Annotated in this window: 18 protein-coding genes and 1 other annotated feature; of the genes, 1 reads left to right on the top strand and 17 read right to left on the bottom strand. The window is 31.7% G+C overall.

What is annotated here, in order from left to right:
- Positions 1-72 precede the first annotated feature (72 nt).
- From typA to RR409_RS07890, 14 genes are all read right to left on the bottom strand, one after another.
- On the bottom strand, positions 73-1902 hold the full coding sequence (gene typA / locus RR409_RS07955) for a translational GTPase TypA (protein WP_332557205.1): 1830 nt from the start codon (positions 1900-1902) through the stop codon (positions 73-75).
- A gap of 392 nt (positions 1903-2294) precedes the next feature.
- Entirely contained in the window at positions 2295-3962 is a 1668-nt protein-coding gene (locus RR409_RS07950) for a ribonuclease J (protein ID WP_332557204.1), read from the bottom strand.
- A 243-nt stretch (positions 3963-4205) separates the two neighbouring features.
- On the bottom strand, positions 4206-4643 hold the full coding sequence (locus tag RR409_RS07945; RefSeq protein WP_332557203.1) for a Fur family transcriptional regulator: 438 nt from the start codon (positions 4641-4643) through the stop codon (positions 4206-4208).
- Positions 4644-4708: 65 nt separating this feature from the next.
- Positions 4709-4972 (bottom strand): DUF1292 domain-containing protein, encoded by a 264-nt coding sequence (locus tag RR409_RS07940; protein ID WP_332557202.1) that lies wholly within the window; start codon positions 4970-4972, stop codon positions 4709-4711.
- A gap of 37 nt (positions 4973-5009) precedes the next feature.
- The gene (gene ruvX, locus RR409_RS07935) at positions 5010-5420 is read right to left on the bottom strand and encodes a Holliday junction resolvase RuvX (RefSeq protein WP_332557201.1); all 411 of its coding nucleotides are present in this window, start codon (positions 5418-5420) and stop codon (positions 5010-5012) included.
- A gap of 90 nt (positions 5421-5510) precedes the next feature.
- On the bottom strand, positions 5511-5768 hold the full coding sequence (locus tag RR409_RS07930) for an IreB family regulatory phosphoprotein (RefSeq protein WP_161624457.1): 258 nt from the start codon (positions 5766-5768) through the stop codon (positions 5511-5513).
- A 77-nt stretch (positions 5769-5845) separates the two neighbouring features.
- Positions 5846-8497, bottom strand: coding sequence for an alanine--tRNA ligase (gene alaS, locus RR409_RS07925; protein ID WP_332557200.1), 2652 nt, complete (start codon positions 8495-8497; stop codon positions 5846-5848).
- Between the two features lie 205 nt (positions 8498-8702).
- Positions 8703-8874: a binding site (T-box leader), on the bottom strand.
- A gap of 85 nt (positions 8875-8959) precedes the next feature.
- A complete protein-coding gene (locus RR409_RS07920; RefSeq protein WP_332557199.1) occupies positions 8960-9985 on the bottom strand; it encodes an AI-2E family transporter in 1026 nt (341 codons plus the stop codon).
- Entirely contained in the window at positions 9972-10481 is a 510-nt protein-coding gene (locus tag RR409_RS07915) for a PRC-barrel domain-containing protein (RefSeq protein ID WP_332557198.1), read from the bottom strand. Before RR409_RS07915 ends, RR409_RS07920 begins: the two co-directional genes overlap by 14 nt.
- A gap of 213 nt (positions 10482-10694) precedes the next feature.
- Positions 10695-11123, bottom strand: a complete 429-nt coding sequence (gene nifU, locus RR409_RS07910; RefSeq protein ID WP_332557197.1) for a Fe-S cluster assembly scaffold protein NifU — start codon at positions 11121-11123, stop codon at positions 10695-10697.
- A gap of 250 nt (positions 11124-11373) precedes the next feature.
- Positions 11374-12447, bottom strand: a complete 1074-nt coding sequence (gene mnmA, locus RR409_RS07905) for a tRNA 2-thiouridine(34) synthase MnmA (protein WP_332557196.1) — start codon at positions 12445-12447, stop codon at positions 11374-11376.
- Positions 12448-12457: 10 nt separating this feature from the next.
- Positions 12458-12883, bottom strand: a complete 426-nt coding sequence (nifU, locus tag RR409_RS07900) for a Fe-S cluster assembly scaffold protein NifU (RefSeq protein WP_332557195.1) — start codon at positions 12881-12883, stop codon at positions 12458-12460.
- Between the two features lies 1 nt (position 12884).
- Positions 12885-14069: a cysteine desulfurase NifS gene (gene nifS / locus RR409_RS07895; protein ID WP_332557194.1), complete on the bottom strand. Its 1185-nt coding sequence runs from the start codon at positions 14067-14069 to the stop codon at positions 12885-12887.
- Positions 14062-14502, bottom strand: coding sequence for an Rrf2 family transcriptional regulator (locus RR409_RS07890; protein ID WP_332557193.1), 441 nt, complete (start codon positions 14500-14502; stop codon positions 14062-14064). The genes nifS and RR409_RS07890 overlap by 8 nt, the downstream gene beginning before the upstream one ends.
- 349 nt (positions 14503-14851) lie before the next feature.
- Between RR409_RS07890 and RR409_RS07885 the strand changes: the two genes are divergently transcribed.
- Entirely contained in the window at positions 14852-16204 is a 1353-nt protein-coding gene (locus tag RR409_RS07885; RefSeq protein WP_332557192.1) for an aminotransferase class V-fold PLP-dependent enzyme, read from the top strand.
- Between the two features lie 74 nt (positions 16205-16278).
- On the opposite strand, the gene RR409_RS07880 is transcribed toward RR409_RS07885, so the two are convergent.
- From RR409_RS07880 to RR409_RS07870, 3 genes are all read right to left on the bottom strand, one after another.
- Positions 16279-17673, bottom strand: coding sequence for an amino acid permease (locus RR409_RS07880; RefSeq protein ID WP_332557191.1), 1395 nt, complete (start codon positions 17671-17673; stop codon positions 16279-16281).
- A gap of 404 nt (positions 17674-18077) precedes the next feature.
- Positions 18078-18581, bottom strand: coding sequence for a flavin reductase family protein (locus tag RR409_RS07875; RefSeq protein WP_332557190.1), 504 nt, complete (start codon positions 18579-18581; stop codon positions 18078-18080).
- A 237-nt stretch (positions 18582-18818) separates the two neighbouring features.
- A complete protein-coding gene (locus tag RR409_RS07870; protein ID WP_332557189.1) occupies positions 18819-19727 on the bottom strand; it encodes an AEC family transporter in 909 nt (302 codons plus the stop codon).
- Between the last annotated feature and the right edge of the window lie 292 nt (positions 19728-20019).

Raw genomic sequence — 20019 nt, 5'->3', positions numbered from 1 at the left:
GATACCCCCATCTAACTTACTTTTAATAAACTACTATTGATGGGAGGTTTATCCTAACAAAATATGATTAAATTATTTTGCTTTCTTTATAGAAGCTCTTTTTCTAAGAGTTGGATCTAAAATTTTCTTTCTCATTCTAATATTTTTAGGTGTAACTTCTACAAGCTCATCTGAAGCAACAAATTCTAAACACTGCTCTAATGACATGATATTTACAGGTATTAACTTAAGGGCATCATCTGCACCAGAAGATCTTGTGTTTGAAAGATGTTTCTTCTTACAAACGTTAACTTCTATATCGTCACCTCTAGAACATTCTCCACATATCATTCCTTGATAAACAGGTATTCCAGGTCCTATAAATAAGTTTCCTCTTTCTTGTGCATTAAATAATCCATAAGTTATAGATTCTCCAGTTTCGAAAACAACAAGTGATCCTCTACTTCTCTCTGGAATTTCTCCTCTGAACTTTTCATATCCCTCTAATACATGATTCATTATTCCGTTTCCTCTTGTATCTGTCATGAACTCACTTCTGAATCCAATTAATCCTCTAGAAGGTATTTTAAATTCTAATCTTGTATATCCGTTTATAGCACTAGTCATGTTAACCATTTCTGCTTTTCTAGGTCCTAACTTTTCCATAACTACGCCCATAAACTCTTCTGGAACGTCAATTGTTAGATTTTCAATTGGCTCTAGCAATTGTCCGTCTTTCTCTTTGTATATAACTGTAGGTTTTGAAACTTGGAATTCATAACCTTCTCTTCTCATTGTTTCTATTAATATAGAAAGATGTAACTCTCCTCTTCCACTTACCTTAAAGGAATCTGCAGAATCAGTTTCTTCAACTTTTAAACTTACGTTAGTTTCAAGTTCTTTCATAAGTCTATCTCTAAGATGTCTTGATGTAACAAACTCCCCATCTTGACCTGCGAAAGGTGAATTGTTAACAATAAAGTTCATGCTTAAAGTTGGTTCGTCAATATCTACAAATGGAAGTGCTTCTGGTGTCGCTGCATCTGCTATAGTTTCACCAATGTTTATATCTGATATACCAGAAATTGCTATTATATCTCCAAGTTTAGCTTCTTCAGTTTCTTCTCTTTTTAAGCCGTTGTATACAAATAGACTTGAAATTTTCACATTTTTTATAGTGCCATCTCTTTTAATTTGTGCAACGTTTTGGTTTCTCTTTACGATTCCTCTTTCAATTTTACCAATACCAATTTTTCCAACATACTCATTGTAATCAATTGATGTTATAAGTAATTGCATTGGCTCATCTATATATCCTACTGGTGGTTTCACAGTATTTATAATCGCCTCGAATAGTGGAACCATATCATTTGATTCTTCTTCTAATTCAGTTTTTGCAATACCATCTCTAGCTGAAGCATAAATAATCTTGAAATCAAGTTGTTCATCATTAGCTCCTAATTCAACGAATAAGTCAAACACTTCGTCAATAACTCCCTCAGGTCTTGCATCTTTTCTGTCAATTTTATTAATAACTACCATTGGTCTAAGCTTAAGTTCTAGTGCTTTCTTAAGAACAAACTTAGTTTGAGGCATTGCCCCTTCATAAGCATCTACAACTAAAAGCACACTGTCTACCATTTTAAGAACTCTCTCTACTTCTCCACCAAAGTCAGCGTGTCCAGGAGTATCTATAATGTTAATCTTAACATCATTATACATTACTGCTGTGTTCTTAGAAAGTATTGTAATACCTCTTTCTCTTTCTAAGTCATTAGAGTCCATTACTCTCTCTTGAACTTTTTCATTTTCTCTAAACACCTTACTTTGTCTTAAAAGTGCATCAACTAAAGTTGTCTTACCATGGTCAACGTGTGCAATAATCGCAATATTTCTTATATCTTCTCTTGTATATAAATTCATAATCTTCCTCCAATGTTTATCATGATTTGTGTAATCTAATGCAAAATCAAACTAGTAAGGGTTTACCCTTACTAGTTAAAACGCAAAACTAGTTAAGTGCAAAATAAAATTGGATACCTAAGGTTGTACCCAATTTAAAAATCACTATACTTATTCTAATATTATGCTTACTAAAAGTCAATGTTATAGCGACAATAGTTATTTGTTAATAGAAATACAATTTTCCACTTATGGTCTACTTTATTTAAAATTAGTTAAAATACATCATTGAAATTTCCACAAATTGAAAAAAACATCTTAATTGGTGTCTATTAACAAAGCAAAGCTACAATAACCCGAAGCTGATTACACTTAAGCTTCAAATTATTGTAGCTTTAGATTTAAATTTGATATTAAACTTCCATAATGATCGGTAAAATCATTGGACGTCTTTTAGTTTTCTCATATAAATAAACTCTTAAACTATCTCTAATGTTAGTTTTTATAGTTGGCCAATCTGTAATACGTTTTTCCTCACACTCTTTAAGTGCTTCTCTAACACGTTCTCTTGCCTGTTCCATTAAATCTTCGGATTCTCTCACATATACAAATCCTCTAGATATTATATCTGGTCCTGCAATAACACTACCACTTTCTTTATCCATGGTAACAACTACTGTTAATATACCATCTTGTGATAAATGTTTTCTATCCCTAAGAACAATGCTTCCTACATCTCCAACTCCAAGTCCATCTACAAATACCTGTCCCGAAATTACTGAACCAGCTTTTCTTATTGAATCTCTTGTGAGTTCAATAATATCTCCATTATCACCCAAATAAATGTTTTTTTCCGGCATTCCAAGCTTAGCAGCAAGTTCACCATGTTGCTTTAAGTGCCTATACTCACCATGAACAGGAATAAAAAATTTAGGTTTTACTAAGGTATGCATTAATTTCAATTCCTCCTGGCAAGCATGACCTGATACATGCACGTCTGCCAACGCTTCGTATATAACTTCTGCACCTTTTTTAAACAGTTGATTTATTACCTTAGAAATAAACTTTTCATTACCCGGTATAGGTGTTGCAGAGATAATTACCATATCTCCTGGAGCAATGGTTACCTTTTTATGTTCAGATGCTGCCATTCTAGATAAAGCTGCCATAGGTTCTCCCTGACTTCCAGTAGTTATTATAACAATTTGATTGTCCTGGTATTTACCTATGGAGTCTACATTTATCAAGGATTCTTCATCAATATTTATATATCCCAGCTCTATAGCAACAGCAATAATATTTTCCATACTTCTACCAGAAAGAGCAACTTTTCTTCCGTATTTATTTGCAGCAGTGATTATTTGTTGCACCCTGTGAATATTTGATGCAAAGGTTGCTACAATTATTCTTCCCTTAGCAGTACGAAATATGTTCTCAAAGGTTTCTCCAACTGTGCTTTCTGACATGGTATATCCCGTTCTCTCTACATTAGTGCTATCTGCAAGCATTACTGTAACACCTTTTTTACCAAGTTCAGCAAATCTAGTTAAGTCGGCTACACAACCATCTATTGGAGTAAAATCAATTTTAAAATCTCCTGTATGAAGTAAAACTCCTGAAGGAGTATGTATTGCCATTGCTACTGAATCTGCAATACTATGGCTCGTTCTAATAAACTCTACAGATGAACTATCTAGCTTAATAATATCTTTCGGTTTTACTGTCACAAGTTCTACAGTACTTAACAACCCATGTTCTTTAAGCTTAGTTTGGACAATTCCTAATGTAAGCTTGGTTCCATAGATAGGAATGTTAATCTGCTTTAAAACATAAGGCAGTGCCCCTATATGGTCTTCATGCCCATGAGTTAGGAAAATCCCTTTAACTTTATCTTTGTTTTTTATAAGATAAGTTACATCCGGAATAACTATATCTATTCCTAACATCTCATCATCTGGAAATTTTAGCCCACAATCTATAACTATTATGTCATTCTTGTATTCGATAACAGTTAGATTTTTGCCTATTTCATTTAGGCCGCCAAGTGGAATGATTTTAATTTTTTCTCTTTCTTTCTTCAAATGTTCTCCCCTCCTTTGCTAAAAAATTATATTATTATGTTACAGGAAGTATATTTCTTATCACATAGTGAGGAATCTCACTTTCATAAACTACTTCTAGAAATAGATTTATCTCTCACCTTCTAAAGGTGAGAGATTTACTTTTCAAAATGTAATTAATTGTTATGTGCACTTATTTGTAAAAAATACTCCTGATAATATATCTAAGTTTTCCTTATAACTTGTTTTGATTTAATCATATAATTATGAACACTCATTACAAAGACCATAAAACTTTAAACTATGGTTTTCAATTGTAAACTTATACTTTTTTTCTATAACTTCTTCAATTTCATGTAATAAATCTCCTTGAACTTCAATAACCTTACCGCATTCATTACATATTAAGTGATGATGCTGATGTATATCATCCGCTTGGCAGAGTTCATATCTGCTACGACCATCATCTAAATCAAGTTTACAAACTACTCCCATTTCCTCAAGTAATTGAACAGTCCTATAAACTGTAGCTAATCCAATTTCAGGACAATCAACCTTTACTAAATCATATAGTTCCTCTGCAGTAAGATGGCAACCTTCACTGTTGATAATTCCATTAAGTATGGCTCTTCTTTGAGGTGTCAATTTGTATCCTTTTTCCTTAAGGATTTCCTTTAAATTTTCAATTTTATCCTTTACCATAGCTAAATTAATACACCCTCTCTTATTTATTTATCATGAAGTCACATCTTAGCTCATATTAAAAATTAATCAAAAAGACCTTCTTCTGAAAGTGTTTCATAGGCATCTGCCACAATGTTAAACTCATCTTCATCATCTACAGAAACTAAGATTTCATTTCCCTCTTCATCTTCAACAACCTTTAATGCTACTGCATCTAATTCCTCTTCTCCAGCAGGAACTACTATAAAGTATTCTGTCTCTTCTATATCTAACTTCGTTATTACATCAAATTCAATTTCATTTCCTTCTTCATCAGTTAATGTAATTTTTTCTAAAAAATTATCCATTTTTGTCCTCCTAATATGTGGTTATTTTTTCTATCTACTAATATATACTATCCAAATATCCCTGAAGTATATACGTTGCAGCGATTTTATCCACTACTTTTTTTCTTTTATCTCTCGACATATTTGATTCTAACATTGCCTTATGGGCCGCTACTGTAGTTAATCTTTCATCCCAATACTTAATGGGAACATCTATATGCTCCTTTAACACTTGGCAAAATTCCATAACTTTTTCACTTTGTGGCCCTAATGTTCCATTCATGTTCTTAGGCAATCCTGAGATTATTGTATCGACATTGTATTCCATGCAAATTTTAAGTAGCTCTTCAATATCGTATTCTATCTTTTTTCGTCGTATAGTTGTGATTCCTTGAGCAGTAAATCCTAGAGGATCACTTATAGCCACTCCTATTGTTCTATCGCCAATATCTAATCCAAGTACTCTCATATATAACTCCTTAGTTTTATTTATCAAGTGTTAAACTTTTACATTTTTAGTATGTGTAAATTACAAATAAAAATGCCCTTACGGGCATTTTTATTTTATCTCTAGATAAGCTTTTAAAACTTCTTCTAATATATCGTCTCTTTCTAGCTTACTAACTAATGCTCTTGCTCCGTTATAGTTGGTTATATAAGTTGGGTCGCCAGATATTAAATATCCAACTAATTGGTTTACTGGATTATATCCTTTTTCTTTTAAGGCATTATATACGTCAGTTAGTATCATTTTTGTCATATCTTTTTTATCTTTGATCACATCAAACTGAACTGTATGCTGTTTATCCACCATAATCACCCTCTCAATTTATCTTTAAATGATAAAGGCATATATTATAGGTATATTATAAATCAATTTTTTCAAAAAGTATACTATTTCACCAAAGTTTCTATTACTGCAGAAGCCTTATCTATAGCCTCTTTAAGCTTTTCTGGTAACTTACCTCCAGCCTGTGCCATGTCTGGTCTTCCACCACCACCGCCACCAGCGATAGTTGCAACTTCCTTAATAATCTTTCCACAATGGATTCCTTTAGTCACAGCATCCTTTGATGCCATAGCTATAAATTGAACCTTTCCGCTACTAATGCTTCCAAGAACAACCACACCTTCTTGAAGTTTATCTCGTAGCTTATCTCCAAGATTTCTTAGGGCATCGCCTTCTACATCCTTTATAATAGCAATTATAGCTTTAACTCCTTTAATATCTACAGCACTCTTTAAAAGGTCATCTTCTACACCACTAGTTAATTTTTCTTTTAACCCTTGAATTTCTTTTTCTTTCTCTTTTAAAGTTGAAACTACTGCATTTAGCTTATTTAGTATATCCTTTTCGCTGCATTTTAATACAGAAGAAATTTCCTTTAAGAAATTATCCTTTTCTTCTACATAATTTACAGATTTTTGTCCTGTAATTGCCTCGATTCTTCTTATACCTGCTGCTACTCCAGTTTCACTTATAATTTTAAATAATCCAATTTCTCCTGAATTCTTAACGTGAGTTCCTCCACAAAGTTCCTTGCTATACTGACCTACTGAAACAACTCTTACATCTTCTTTATATTTCTCATCAAATAATGCTACTGCACCACTTGCTTTTGCTTCATCTATAGTCATTACATTTGTATCTACCATATAAACTTTCATTATTTCTTCATTTAGCATATCTTCAATTCTTTTAACTTCTACTTCGCTAAGAGCTGTAAAATGAGTAAAGTCAAATCTTAATCTTTCATCATCCACATAAGACCCTGCTTGGTTAACATGCTCTCCAAGAATTTCTTTTAATGCTTCATGAAGCATATGAGTTGCTGTATGGTTTTTACAAATATTTTCTCTTCTAGCTTTATTAACTTCTAAAGTAACAGCTTCATTTACACTAAGAATTCCTTCTGTTACCTCTACAAAATGAAGCACCTTACCTGCAATATTCTTCTTACAATTATACACATTAGCCTTAAAGCTATTGCTATAAATTACACCAGTATCTCCAATTTGTCCTCCCATTTCAGCGTAAAATGGTGTTTTGTCAGTAACAATAATTCCCATATCACTTTTTTCAAGTGTATTTACGAATTCGTCACCTTTTGCTATTACTAGAACCTCGCCCTCACAACTTAAAGTTTCATAGCCTTTAAACTCTGTTGTAACTTCAAGTGGAATTTTATTTAAAATTCCATCATCACTTCCCATGTAGCTAGAATCGCCTCTAGCTGCTCTAGCTGTTTTTCTTTGATTTTCCATTTCAGTATTAAAGCCTTTAATATCAATATTTAAGCCTTTTTCCTGTAAAATTTCCTCAGTAAGTTCTACTGGGAAACCATAAGTGTCATACAATTTAAATGATTTTTCTCCACTTAAAGTTTTCTCATTACTTATTTCTAATTCTTCTATATATCCTTTTAATATATCCATTCCAGAATCAATTGTTTCTCTGAATCTTTCTTCCTCAAGTTTAATAACCTTCTTAATATAATCCCTTTTTTCTTCTAGCTCTGGATAAGCACCTTTACTATTTTCTATAACTTTATCACAAAGTTCATTTAAGAATATATTCTTAATACCTAAAAGTCTACCATGTCTTGCAGCTCTTCTTAATATTCTTCTTAAAACATAGCCTCTTCCCTCATTTGATGGTAAAACTCCATCTGAAATTAAGAACGTAGTACTTCTTACATGGTCAGTAATAACTCTTATAGATATATCCGTTTTAGTATCTTCCCCGTAAGTAACTTTTGCTATATCGCAAACTTCTTGCAGAATTGCTCTCATTGTATCTACTTCAAAAATACTATTTACCCCTTGCATTATAGTTGCAATTCTTTCAAGGCCCATTCCTGTATCTATATTTGGACTTTGTAGTTTTATATAATTACCCTTTTCATCTTTATCAAATTGAGTAAATACTAAATTCCAAAACTCTATAACTCTATCATCTTCTCCAGCTTTGACAAAATCCACTTCATTTGTAATAGTTCCTAACTCACTGTTTCTATCGAAGTGAATTTCTGAACATGGTCCACATGGTCCTGGACCAACCCCAACTTCCCAAAAGTTGTCTTCTTTCCCAAGTCTAAATATTCTCTTTGGATCTATGTCCGTTGTTCTACTCCAAATTTCGAAAGCTTCATCATCTTCATGGTAAATAGTAACATAAAGCTTCTCTTTTGGAATTTGTAATGTTTCTGTTACATATTCCCATGCCCATGGAATTATTTCTTCCTTAAAATAATCTCCAAATGAGAAATCTCCAAGCATTTCAAAGAAAGTACCGTGTCTTGAAGTCTTACCTACATTATCTATATCACCAGTTCTAATGCATTTTTGACAAGTAGTAACTCTCTTACTTGGTGGAGTTTGAAGTCCAGTAAAGTATGGCTTAAGTGGTGCCATTCCAGCATTGATTAATAATAAACTATTATCATTCTTAGGTACTAAAGGAAAGCTCTCCATTCTTAAGTGATCTTTGTTTTCAAAAAACTTTAAAAATGATTCTCTAATTTCGTTTAATGACATGTTTTTCATATATTTCTACCTCCGCATCATTATTTTAATTATTAAAAATATAATAAGTTAAAATATAAAAATCAATTTCTTACAATAAAAGTTTTAATACTTTTTAACATTTATGGCTTATTCTTTGAAAGTATTAATAGTTTTTTCTGAGAAACTTACACAATCTTACCTCTAAAACTTAAAAATTTGTATACAAAAAAACTCTCGCCCAAGCCAAAGGGACGAAAGTTTTCCGCGTTACCACCCTAATTATATCAATAAACCACTGATATCTCTCAAGAAAATATAGCTCAAAGACAGCTTCAATATGCCTCCCAAGAAGTTTTCACCTTCCACTTCCTCTCTAAATGTTCAACATATTTACTCATTCTTATCATCACTTACTATTCATTTATATTGTGAATTATAAGTAAAAAAATAGTAATTGTCAATAACTGAATTTTAAAATGAACCATTTATAAAAGTAGACCTTTAAAATAGATAATAATCTAAATCTTCATAGAGAATTTTTATCATTACCCAAATTGGAACTACTACAATCATACCAATGATTCCTCCAAGACTTCCTCCAATAAGTAGCAACAACAATATAGTTAGTGGATGAGAACTCACACTATCTCCCATCATTTTAGGCCCTACCACATTACCTTCTATTTGCTGAATTAAATTAAGCCAAATTGCTACCCAAATTGCTTTTTGAATAGAGGTAAAGCTTGCTAGTAAAATAATTGGAATGCCACCAATTAATGGACCAAAGTAAGGAATAATATTAAATATTGCATTGATTATGGCAAGAGCAAATGCAAATTTAATTCCTGTGAAAATTAATATAATATATGTCAGAACTCCCACAATGCCACAAAGTTCAAATTGAGTAACAATATATCTCCCAAGGACTTTATCAATATGTACAAGGGCCCTTCTTACAACATTTCTACTCTCCATTGGAACATATCTTATTACCCCATTTAGTATTTTCTCATCATCACATAAGAAAAAATACACTAAAGTTGGTACAATAAATATAAGTAATATATTTTCTCCTATACTGATAGTAGTGTTTATGGTTTCTGTAATTACAGATTGAATACTAGCTCTAACTTTTATATAGAGATTGTTCAAAACTTCTCTAACAAACTCATTTTTAGTAAATTCAAATTTATCTATTGAAAATCTATTGAAGTAGTTCTTAACTTCATTAATGGTATTACTAATATTAGCCCCTTCTTTGTATATAGAAGGTATCAGCATGATAAACACTAATATCACAGCCAATATAATTATAGTTATTACCAAAATGGCTGAAAGTTTTTTATTTACTCCTCGCTTAGTAAACATCTTATAAAAAGGTCTTAAACTATAGGATATAATAAAAGAAATTAAAATTACTCCAAATAAGTCTAAAAATATAGGGAACTTCAATATAATCATTATACTGGCAGCAAGTACTAGCACAATTATGAGTAGCTTTTTAAATGATGGCTTAAACTTCGTCATAACTACCTACCACCTTTGATAGGTTATTGTGTGGGGTACAAACCAATTTGAATTTATCTTCTGTTCCAAAATAAAGTAAATTATCTTCACCTAATATTAGGTTCTTTACTAGGAGTACTTTTCTTTCCTTAAAAATACTAGTAATAGTACCTGATTTTATAGAAATCCCTTTTAATTTGAAGGTTTTTCCACAAAAAATTATATCATTAACCATCCCTAAGATATTACAATGCTTATCTAACACATACATATTTTTAAGCTTAGAAAATTGAAGATAATTATCCTTAGTAACCTTACTTACTAACATTTTAGAATTATAATAAATTATATCTTCTTTTAAAATATTAAAATCCTTGCTTATAAACTTATAAGGATTAACCTTAAAGCCCACTACTTCTTCTTTGCTAAAATTTATTAAAATATCCTTTATATATCCTAGATTTTTGCCATTGATATCAATGACATCCATATATATGAAATCTCTACTTTTAAACATATACAATACCACTCCAACCTATGTAATGTCATTATGGTATTATATCCAATAACTGTAATCTTATACTACATGTGCTTTTGCTAACAATATTGCACTTGTATTTATCCCACTTATATAGTTAAAATGCACTTTAATAGCTTTAAAGAAATTATATTTACTTTATTTAAATCTAACTTGTTATAATTAACTTTATTATGCCTTATTATTTAAAAATTACTCTTCATCTTTACGAGCTTCATGGTGATCCTCATACCTATCACTCCATTGCTCTTCTCCTATAGATTTTCTATAGTTATTAATTGCCCTATGAATAGTTTGTTCTGCTAACACTGAACAATGAATCTTTGAAGAAGGAAGTCCATCCAAGGCCTCTATTACAGATTTATTAGTTAGACTCCATGCCTCTTCTAAGGTTTTTCCTTTTATTAGCTCCGTTGCGATACTCGATGAAGCAATCGCTGAGCCACACCCAAAGGTCATAAAACGAACCTCTTTAATAATGTTATTCTCAACCTTAAGATAAATTTTCATTATATCTCCACAATTAGCATCACCAGCCTCCCCTATGCCATTGGAATCTGGTAGAGTACCCACATTTCTTGGGCTATAAAAATGTTCTAATACCTTATCACTGTAATCCATTTAATAACACCTCTTATTTGAAAATTTATAATAATTTTATTTTAGGTCATTCATATAATACTTATCATTATATACCATAAAGTTATATACAATGATAAGTATATATTTTCCCATAGAATAATTTTAGGATATTTGGAGTAACTCCAAATATCCTAAATACAATCTGTGCCTAAGCACTCAAGCTCATGAATTTTCTAGTGTTAAAACACTTTAAAGTTGTATAACATGAGAGTGTTTCATAATTATAAAACTACAGAACTTCCTCTATAACTCCTCCGCCTACTACTAAGTCATCAATGTAGCAAACTACTGATTGGCCCTTTGTAATAGCACGCTGCTTTTCATCGAACACAACCTTAATTCTATTGTCATCTATTTGGATAACCGTAGCTGGAGTTGCTTTAGTTGAATATCTCACTTTTGCAGTAACTCTAAGTTCTCCTTGAATTTTATCAAAAGGAATTAGGTTAATATCCTTTGCAATAAGCTCTGTTTTAAAGATATGTTCTTCATCACCAAGAACTACCTCATTTTTCCATGGAATAATATCTGTTACAAACATCGGTTTCCCAAGAGCTATGCCAAGACCTTTTCTTTGGCCAATAGTGTAATGTATTATACCTTTGTGCACTCCTAAAACCTTACCTTGTCTATCCACAAAGTTGCCAGGTTTAACTTCTCTTTCACCATACTTTTCTATATAACTTCCATGATCATTATCTGGAATAAAGCATATTTCCTGTGAATCTCTTTTTCTAAACACATCTAGCCCTATTTTTTCAGCAATAGCTCTTATTTCAGGTTTAGAATAGGTCCCACAAGGCATTAAAGTATGAGTAAGATGATCTTGAGTTAATCCATAGAGCATGTAGGTTTGGTCTTTTTTGTCATCCTCAGACTTTCTAAGAACAAATCTATCTTCTTCTTTTGTAATTGTAGCATAGTGACCAGTGGCTATATAGTCTGCACCAAGCTGTCTAGCCTTTCTTAAAAGCTCGCTAAACCTTACACTTCTATTGCACATAACGCAAGGATTTGGAGTTCTACCTTGAAAATATTCATCCACAAAATAATCTATAACATTAGCCTTAAAAGGCTTTTTAAAATTTAATACATAAAAAGGAATATCAAGAGCATCTGCTACTCTTCTAGCATCATTTGCAGCTGCTAGCGAACAGCATCCACCTTCTGTTTCTTCATAATCAGGGTTATCAGAAAGCTTCATCATAATTCCTATTACTTCATAGCCTGCTTCTTTGAGTAGATATGCTGCTACAGAACTATCAACACCACCACTCATGCCAACTATAACTTTTTTTTTCATTAAATATCACCTATTCTCCGTGTACATGATCATGAATATCATCATGCTCTTCAAAATCCCAAAGGTCTAATCCTTTGTTTTTTCTGTAATCATTTATTGCTTTATGAATAGCTTCCTCTGCAAGCACTGAACAGTGCATTTTAACTGGTGGAAGTCCATCTAAAGCTTCAGCTACAGCTTTATTTGTAAGCGTCCAAGCTTCATCTACAGTTTTTCCTTTTATAAGCTCTGTGGCCATACTTGAAGATGCTATAGCTGAACCACATCCAAAGGTTTTAAACTTAGCGTCTACTATAACATCATTTTCAACCTTTAAGTAAACTTTCATTATATCTCCACACTTAGCATTTCCAACTTCCCCAACACCGCTGGCATCTTTAATTTCTCCTACGTTTCTTGGATTTGTGAAATGGTCCATAACTTTATCGCTATACATTTTACTTTTCCTCCTTATTCATGAAGTCATCATATAATGGTGACATATCTCTTAATCTTTGTACTATTGATGGTACAGTTTTTAATACATAGTCTACTTCTTCCTCTGTAGTGCCATCTCCTAAAGATAATCTTAAGGATCCATGAGCAATTTCATGTGGCAATCCTATAGCTAAAAGTACATGAGATGGATCTAAAGAACCTGATGTACAAGCGCTACCACTAGATGCACATATACCCATAGCATCAAGCATTAATAGTACTGACTCACCTTCAATAAATCTAAAACATACATTTACATTACCTGGCAGTCTCTTTTCTCCCTTTGGTCCATTAAGTCTTGCGTGTGGTATTTGTAATAAACCATCTATTAATTTATCTCTAAGATAAGTTAATTTTTTATTATGTTCTGCTAAATTGTCTACTGCTAATTCTAAGGCTTTTCCAAGGCCAACAATTCCTGCTACGTTTTCTGTTCCTGCTCTTCTGTTTTTCTCTTGACCACCACCATGAACTAGGTTATGGATTTTAATACCTTTTTTAATATATAGCGCTCCAACCCCTTTAGGTCCATAGAATTTATGAGCAGCTAATGAAAGTAAGTCTATATTCATTTCTTTAACATCTACATCGATATGTCCAACTGCTTGAACTGCATCAGTGTGAAAGAATATTTTTCTTTCTCTACAAATTTCACCGATTTCTTTTACTGGTTGAACAGAACCAATTTCATTGTTTGCCATCATCATTGTAACTAAGATGGTATTTTCTTTTATTGCATTTTTTAAGTCTTCTAATTTAATAACACCTTCAGCATCTACATCTAAATAGGTTACTTCGAAGCCATGTTTTTCTAAATATTCACAGGCATGAAGTACTGCATGGTGTTCTATTGTTGTTGTAATTATATGATTTCCTTTATTTTGGTGAGCAAAGGCTATTCCTTTTATCGCCCAGTTATCAGCTTCAGATCCTCCACCAGTAAAATATATTTCATTAGGATCCGCATTGATAGCTTTGGCAACTCTCATTCTTGCCTTATCCAATGCCTTTTTTGTCTCTCTTGAAATTGAATATATTGAGGATGGGTTACCATAAAACTCAGTAAAATAAGGTATCATTTCCTCTAGAACTTCTGGTTTTGTATAGGTTGTAGCTGCATAATCCATATAAATAGGTTTACTCATTTATGTTCACTCCTTTTAACTTGGCGATGTTAAAGTAATCGTCTACTATATCTTGCAAAGTAATAGATAACGTTACACTATCCATACTTTCCTTTATCTTTTTCCATACAATTCTTGTGGCACAACAATCTATATTGTTGCAAGAACCTTGCTCTAAACAATTTGAAATTTCAATCGGTCCTTCTAGCACCTCTAAAACTTCATATACCGTAATTTCCTTTGGTTCTTTATTTAAAATATATCCTCCATTTGCACCCCTTACACTTTTGATAAGTTCTGCTTTCCTCAGTGATGAAAAAAGCTGTTCTAGGTAATATTCAGATATATTTTGTCTTTCAGAAATACTTTTTATAGACACGGGCTCTTTACCATAATTAATTGCTAAATCCACCATTGCCTTAACGCCATAACGTCCTTTAGTTGATAATTTCATATATATCATTCCTTAAATTTCATTAATGGTTGTAAATTTTTAATGTTGACTGTTTTACTATGTTTTCATAATATCAAATCAGAGTATTCTTGTCAACTATTCCATTTTACCTTCTTATTATAAGGATGTAAAGCAGAATTTATACTTTTTAGGATTAAGGTATTTCATAATAATTGGCCTAATTTATTAATTAATTCAACTTAAATATTTAGTTGAAAAACTTACTTTATTAAATCATACTAATTTCACCTTTATAATAGATTTAATTTATCATTGAAAATCTTTATTTGTACCAATAGTGAAATTTATTAATATTATGTAATAGAAGAACTTTTAGGAGGTTAAAAACATGAGCAACTTTATAGATGGTAACCCATATAGGGATTTAGTCATGGGGATAAATAATAAAGTTCAATTATTAGATGAAAGTTTAATCGCTGGTATAAATTTTGATAACGCTGCTACTACACCACCATTAAAATGTGTAGTTGAAGATATAATAAAGTTTTGTCCTTGGTACTCTTCTATTCATAGAGGAGAAGGTTACAAATCCCAATTGTCCACATCCTTATACGAGGAAAGCAGGAAAATCATCGGAAGATTTGTGGGCTATGATGAAAATAATATGGAAGTCATATATGTAAAAAATGCTACAGAGGCTATTAATAAACTATCCAACATTCTTTGTTGTGGTAAGAGAAGTAATTCTGTAATTTTAAGTACATCTATGGAACACCATTCAAATGATTTACCCTGGAGGTATAACTATACCTTAGATTATATAGATATAGATGATAAAGGAGTACTAGACATAAAAGATCTAAAAAGCAAATTAGAAAAATATGCTGGCAGAGTATCGCTAGTTACTGTCACTGGTGCTTCAAATGTAACAGGTCACAAAAATCCTGTCCATGATATTGCAAGACTTGCCCATAGATATGGCGCAAAGATTTTGGTGGATGGAGCTCAAATGATTCCCCATTCTCCTTTTGACATGAAACCTTTTTATAATGAAGATCATATAGACTTTTTAGCTTTTTCTGGTCACAAAATTTATGCACCCTTTGGCACAGGTGTTCTAATCGGCTCTAAAGAAGTTTTCAATCAATGTGGTCCAGATTATGTAGGTGGTGGAACCATAGCCTTTGTATCTCATGATTTAGTAAAGTGGGCAGCTTCTCCAGATAGACATGAAGCTGGTTCTCCAAATGTAATTGGTTCAGTTGCCTTAAGCTCTGCAGTGGAAAAACTAAGAGAATTAGGAATGGAAAATATAGATAGATATGAACGTTCACTAACTAAATATGCCACAGAAAACCTTATAAGAATTCCTTCACTAATACTTTACGGGGACTATTTGAATTTTAAAGATAAGGTTAGTATCATTCCATTTAATATAGAAGGAATCCACCACACAATCCTTGCTAAAATTTTGTCATGCGAATTTGGAATTGCAGTTCGTAGTGGTTGTTTCTGTGCACAACCCTACATGCAAAAGCTTCTTCACGCCACCCCTGAAATGATTAAAGAAAATATTAATGCCCCAAAAGAAACCATGCCAGGAACAGTTAGAATTAGTTTTGGAATGTATAACACTTTTGATGAAATAGATAGGTTCTTAAGTATTATTTATAAAATAGTAATGAATAAAAACTACTATTTAAATAAATACAACTATATAAATACTAAACTTGTAAGATAAATAATTTCCTTAATAAATTTATTTTTTATTTATAAAAACCCAATGCATAATGCATTGGGTTTTTATAAAATCTATTATAATTCAATTCCTGCTGATTCCCTTAACTTGTCTACAGACTTATCTTGTTTATTCTTCTGTAGCATCATATAAACATATATTGGAATACCTACCAACATCAATATAAATCCATACATTACTGTTTCTGCTCCTGTACCGAAAATTGCGTATATAGAATATCCAAAGGCAATTAAGGAAATAAAGCTATTCTTCAAGAAGTTAATAATATTAAAATCCTTACTTCCTTTAAACAATAACAATATCTCTGCTGCTGCACAGAAAGTGTACGCTGGCAGGAAAGAGAGAGTGGCAAGTAATATCATAAAGTCAAAGGCTTTTTGTAATGTACTTACATAATTCAGTATCAATAATAAATTCGTACAAACACTTCCGATTAGTAAGGCTACTACAGGGGTATTATATTTTTGATTTATCTTTTTAAATATTGCTGGGAATAATCCATCCTCAGCTGCTCCCACAGCACTCCTAGCAGTGGTTAAGAACCATCCTGCTGTTGCTCCCAAAGTAGAAATTAACGCACCTATACCAATAAATGTTCCACCCCAACTTGCACCTGTGGCATTGTTAATTATGTCTGCCAGTGGTGCTTCTGATTTAGCAAGAGAAGCTTGATCCATAGCCCCCATAGCAACAAAGCTCATTAGGATATAGATAGCTGCAACTATTATAATTCCATATACAGTACTTCTCTTGATATTTTTCTCTGGGTTCTTAATTTCTCCACCAGCTACTGTAGCACTTTCAAGACCAACGAATGCCCATAATGCTATAGCTATTGCTGATGGTAACGTACTCATCCCTGTTACTTCTTCACTTGAAATAGTACTTAGATAGCTTGGATCAAAATTAATAGCAGCAATTACTATAAATACAACAAGGACCCCAACCTTTAATACTGTAGAGATAACACCTATTTTTCCTACATATTTAACTCCATAAATATTAATTGCAGTAAATATCCAAACTACAGCCGTACACACTAAAAATGCAATTGCTGGTGATTTTGCCGCAGGAACGAAATATGTAAAATAACTCATAAATGCTGTAATAATGGCAGCATTACCTACCCATGAACCAATCCAAAAGGACCAAGCAATTAAAAAGCCAGCAAAGTCTCCAAAGGCAGCTCTTGTATACACAATTGGCCCACCAGTTTTAGGCATTTTTGAACCCAGATTTGAAAAACTCAATGCAATTAATAAAGATCCAATAGCAGTAATAATCCAAGCTATCATAGATACCTTTGGATTAGTCACTCTTGCAAAACTTGCAGGAGACATAAAAATACCTGAACCAATTATGTTACCAACTACAATAGCAGTTGCTGCACCAAGTCCAAGTTCCCTTTTCAGCTTGCCTCCATCATTTAAATTCACATCATTGTTACTCATAAAATTTCCTCCTATGTTGTTAATTAAATCGAATTTCGTCAAATTATTGAGAATCAACAACAAAAATATGCATACGATTACATTTTTTCGCAAATCTTCATCTCCAAAATTTAGTTTAATATACTAACTCATAAAATTCAATACTTTCTAAAAATTCACTGTTAACTTTTTAACTATAGTTCCTTTGTATAGTATTTAAAAATCCTATACTAACTAGTTTCGTAAATGAAACTTTTAAATATAGCAGTATTCTTTAAATGTACAACTTTGGACCATGTAAGCCCTATAAGTAAAAAAGCTAGCATTTCTGCAAGCTTTAAAAAATTATTTATTATTTATTTAACAAATTTATCCTTAATTTATATTTATTGGATATGTTAAATTCATATTCCTTAGCTGTTTAATTAACTTCTATAACACTCTACAATTTCTCCATAATAAAGAGTGTGGTAGTCACCATCTCCATAACATTCTTCTTGTATCTTTTGGTCTAATAGACTAGGATCCATAGCTTGTTTGTAAACTATTTTGCATTCATAATGATTCATATCTTCTCCACCAATTATTGGAGTTTCCACAGCTTTAGATGGTACTAATTCAAGATTACACTCCTTAAATTTATCAAAATCTCTTCCAGACTTTGAACCACAAAATCCTAATTCTTTTTTTAGGTTATTATTTACTGGAATACTTACTGTAAAAGTTTCTGCTCTTTCAATTAAGTCAAAAGTGTATCTTGATTTTCTTACAAGCACTGTAAAGATTGGTCTTCTCCACTCAAAGCCAATATTTCCCCAGCTAATAGTCATAGTATTAACTCTTTCACCGTCCTTAACTGTAAGAAAGGCTCCTATTTTATGTAGTTTCTCCATAGCTAATTCTAAGTTTTCAACAAATTTAGCACTCATTTTACACACTCCTTTATAAATCTTAAATCTTAAAAATTTTGCCTTAATCTACTTACAAAATAAATTACAACTTAATCCTTTACTGAATTTAATTATTGTTATTCATACTATATATTGTATAACAATAATTAAAATATATTATCATATATCTATTATAGAAATGATTTTATTTTTATAATGATATATTTTTATATTTCCAAAATTTATTACACATTTAATCATGAATTTTTATCTTCTTTAAAACAAGGTTAATATAACAATTGGTATTGTCAACACAGAAAGTATGGTACTTAAAAACACGCATTGAGAAGCATATTGAGCATTCCCACCATACTTTGATGCTACAATTGGGGCCATTACAGCACCTGGCATAGAAATAATTACAACACAAATTCTAATTAGCTCACTATTTAACCCTAAAATAGTCATTCCAAAATAAACTACTAGTGGTGCAATTACTAAGCATGCAAAGGAACCTATGTAAATAGTCCAATCTGAAAGTACCTCTTTCAAGTTAGCACTGGATAGCATTGCCCCTACTATTATCATTGATATAGGTGTGGTGGTATCTCCTAGTAGCTTAAGAGTCTTATATATTGGTGCTGGTAACTTAAAGGGAGAAATAAATAAAACTAATCCAATACACACTGCTATAAACGCTGGGTTTTTTAGTACCTGTATAAAGGATTTTAGCGATTTTTCACCACTATAAAGAGATACTCCTAAGGTCCATACAAAGCAATTAAAAACCATGTTGAATATTGCTCCATAAAAAACTCCCACACCTCCAAAGATACTTTGAAGTATAGGATATCCCATAAACCCAACATTAGAAAAGGTGGTTATAAACCTTAATACAGGTTGCTTGTCCTTAGATATTTTTATAAAAAGCACTTTACTTAAGGAATATAAAACTATATGAATTACTATAGAATATACCGCAATTTTCTTAGCATTATCCAACAAATTGCTGTCAAAATTTAAGTTAAAGGTGCTGACAATTAGAAAAGGTAGAGTAATATTAAGTAGTAAGTCACTTAGTCCCTTCTCTACTTCCTTACTGATAAAACCTCTTTTAGTTGCATAAACCCCTACTATCATCATTAAAAACAGTACTATAACTTGATTTATTACATCTATGTTCATATGCTTAATCCCCCTAAACACCTTATAAATAAGCCTTATTAATAGACTTAAAATAAATTTGTACCTTCTTAACTTTTTTATTTATATAAGACTTTTAATCTCAATAGAAACACTGGCTAACCTTTTATAAATCCTTTTACTGTGTTAAGAAATATATTATTAAGCTAATACTCATTAATAGTTAACATGTTTTTGCAAAGCCACAGTTACTGTAACAATACTTATACTTCAGCAAACTACAAGATATGTCCTTATAAACCGCGGTTTGAAAACATTATTCTCTTTGAATATA

The organism is Clostridium sp., assembly GCF_036642255.1.
In the GTDB taxonomy this organism is placed as follows: Bacteria; Bacillota; Clostridia; order Clostridiales; family Clostridiaceae; genus Clostridium_J.
Note: the sequence above shows the minus strand (reverse complement) of the source record. Positions and strands in the feature narration are given on the sequence as shown.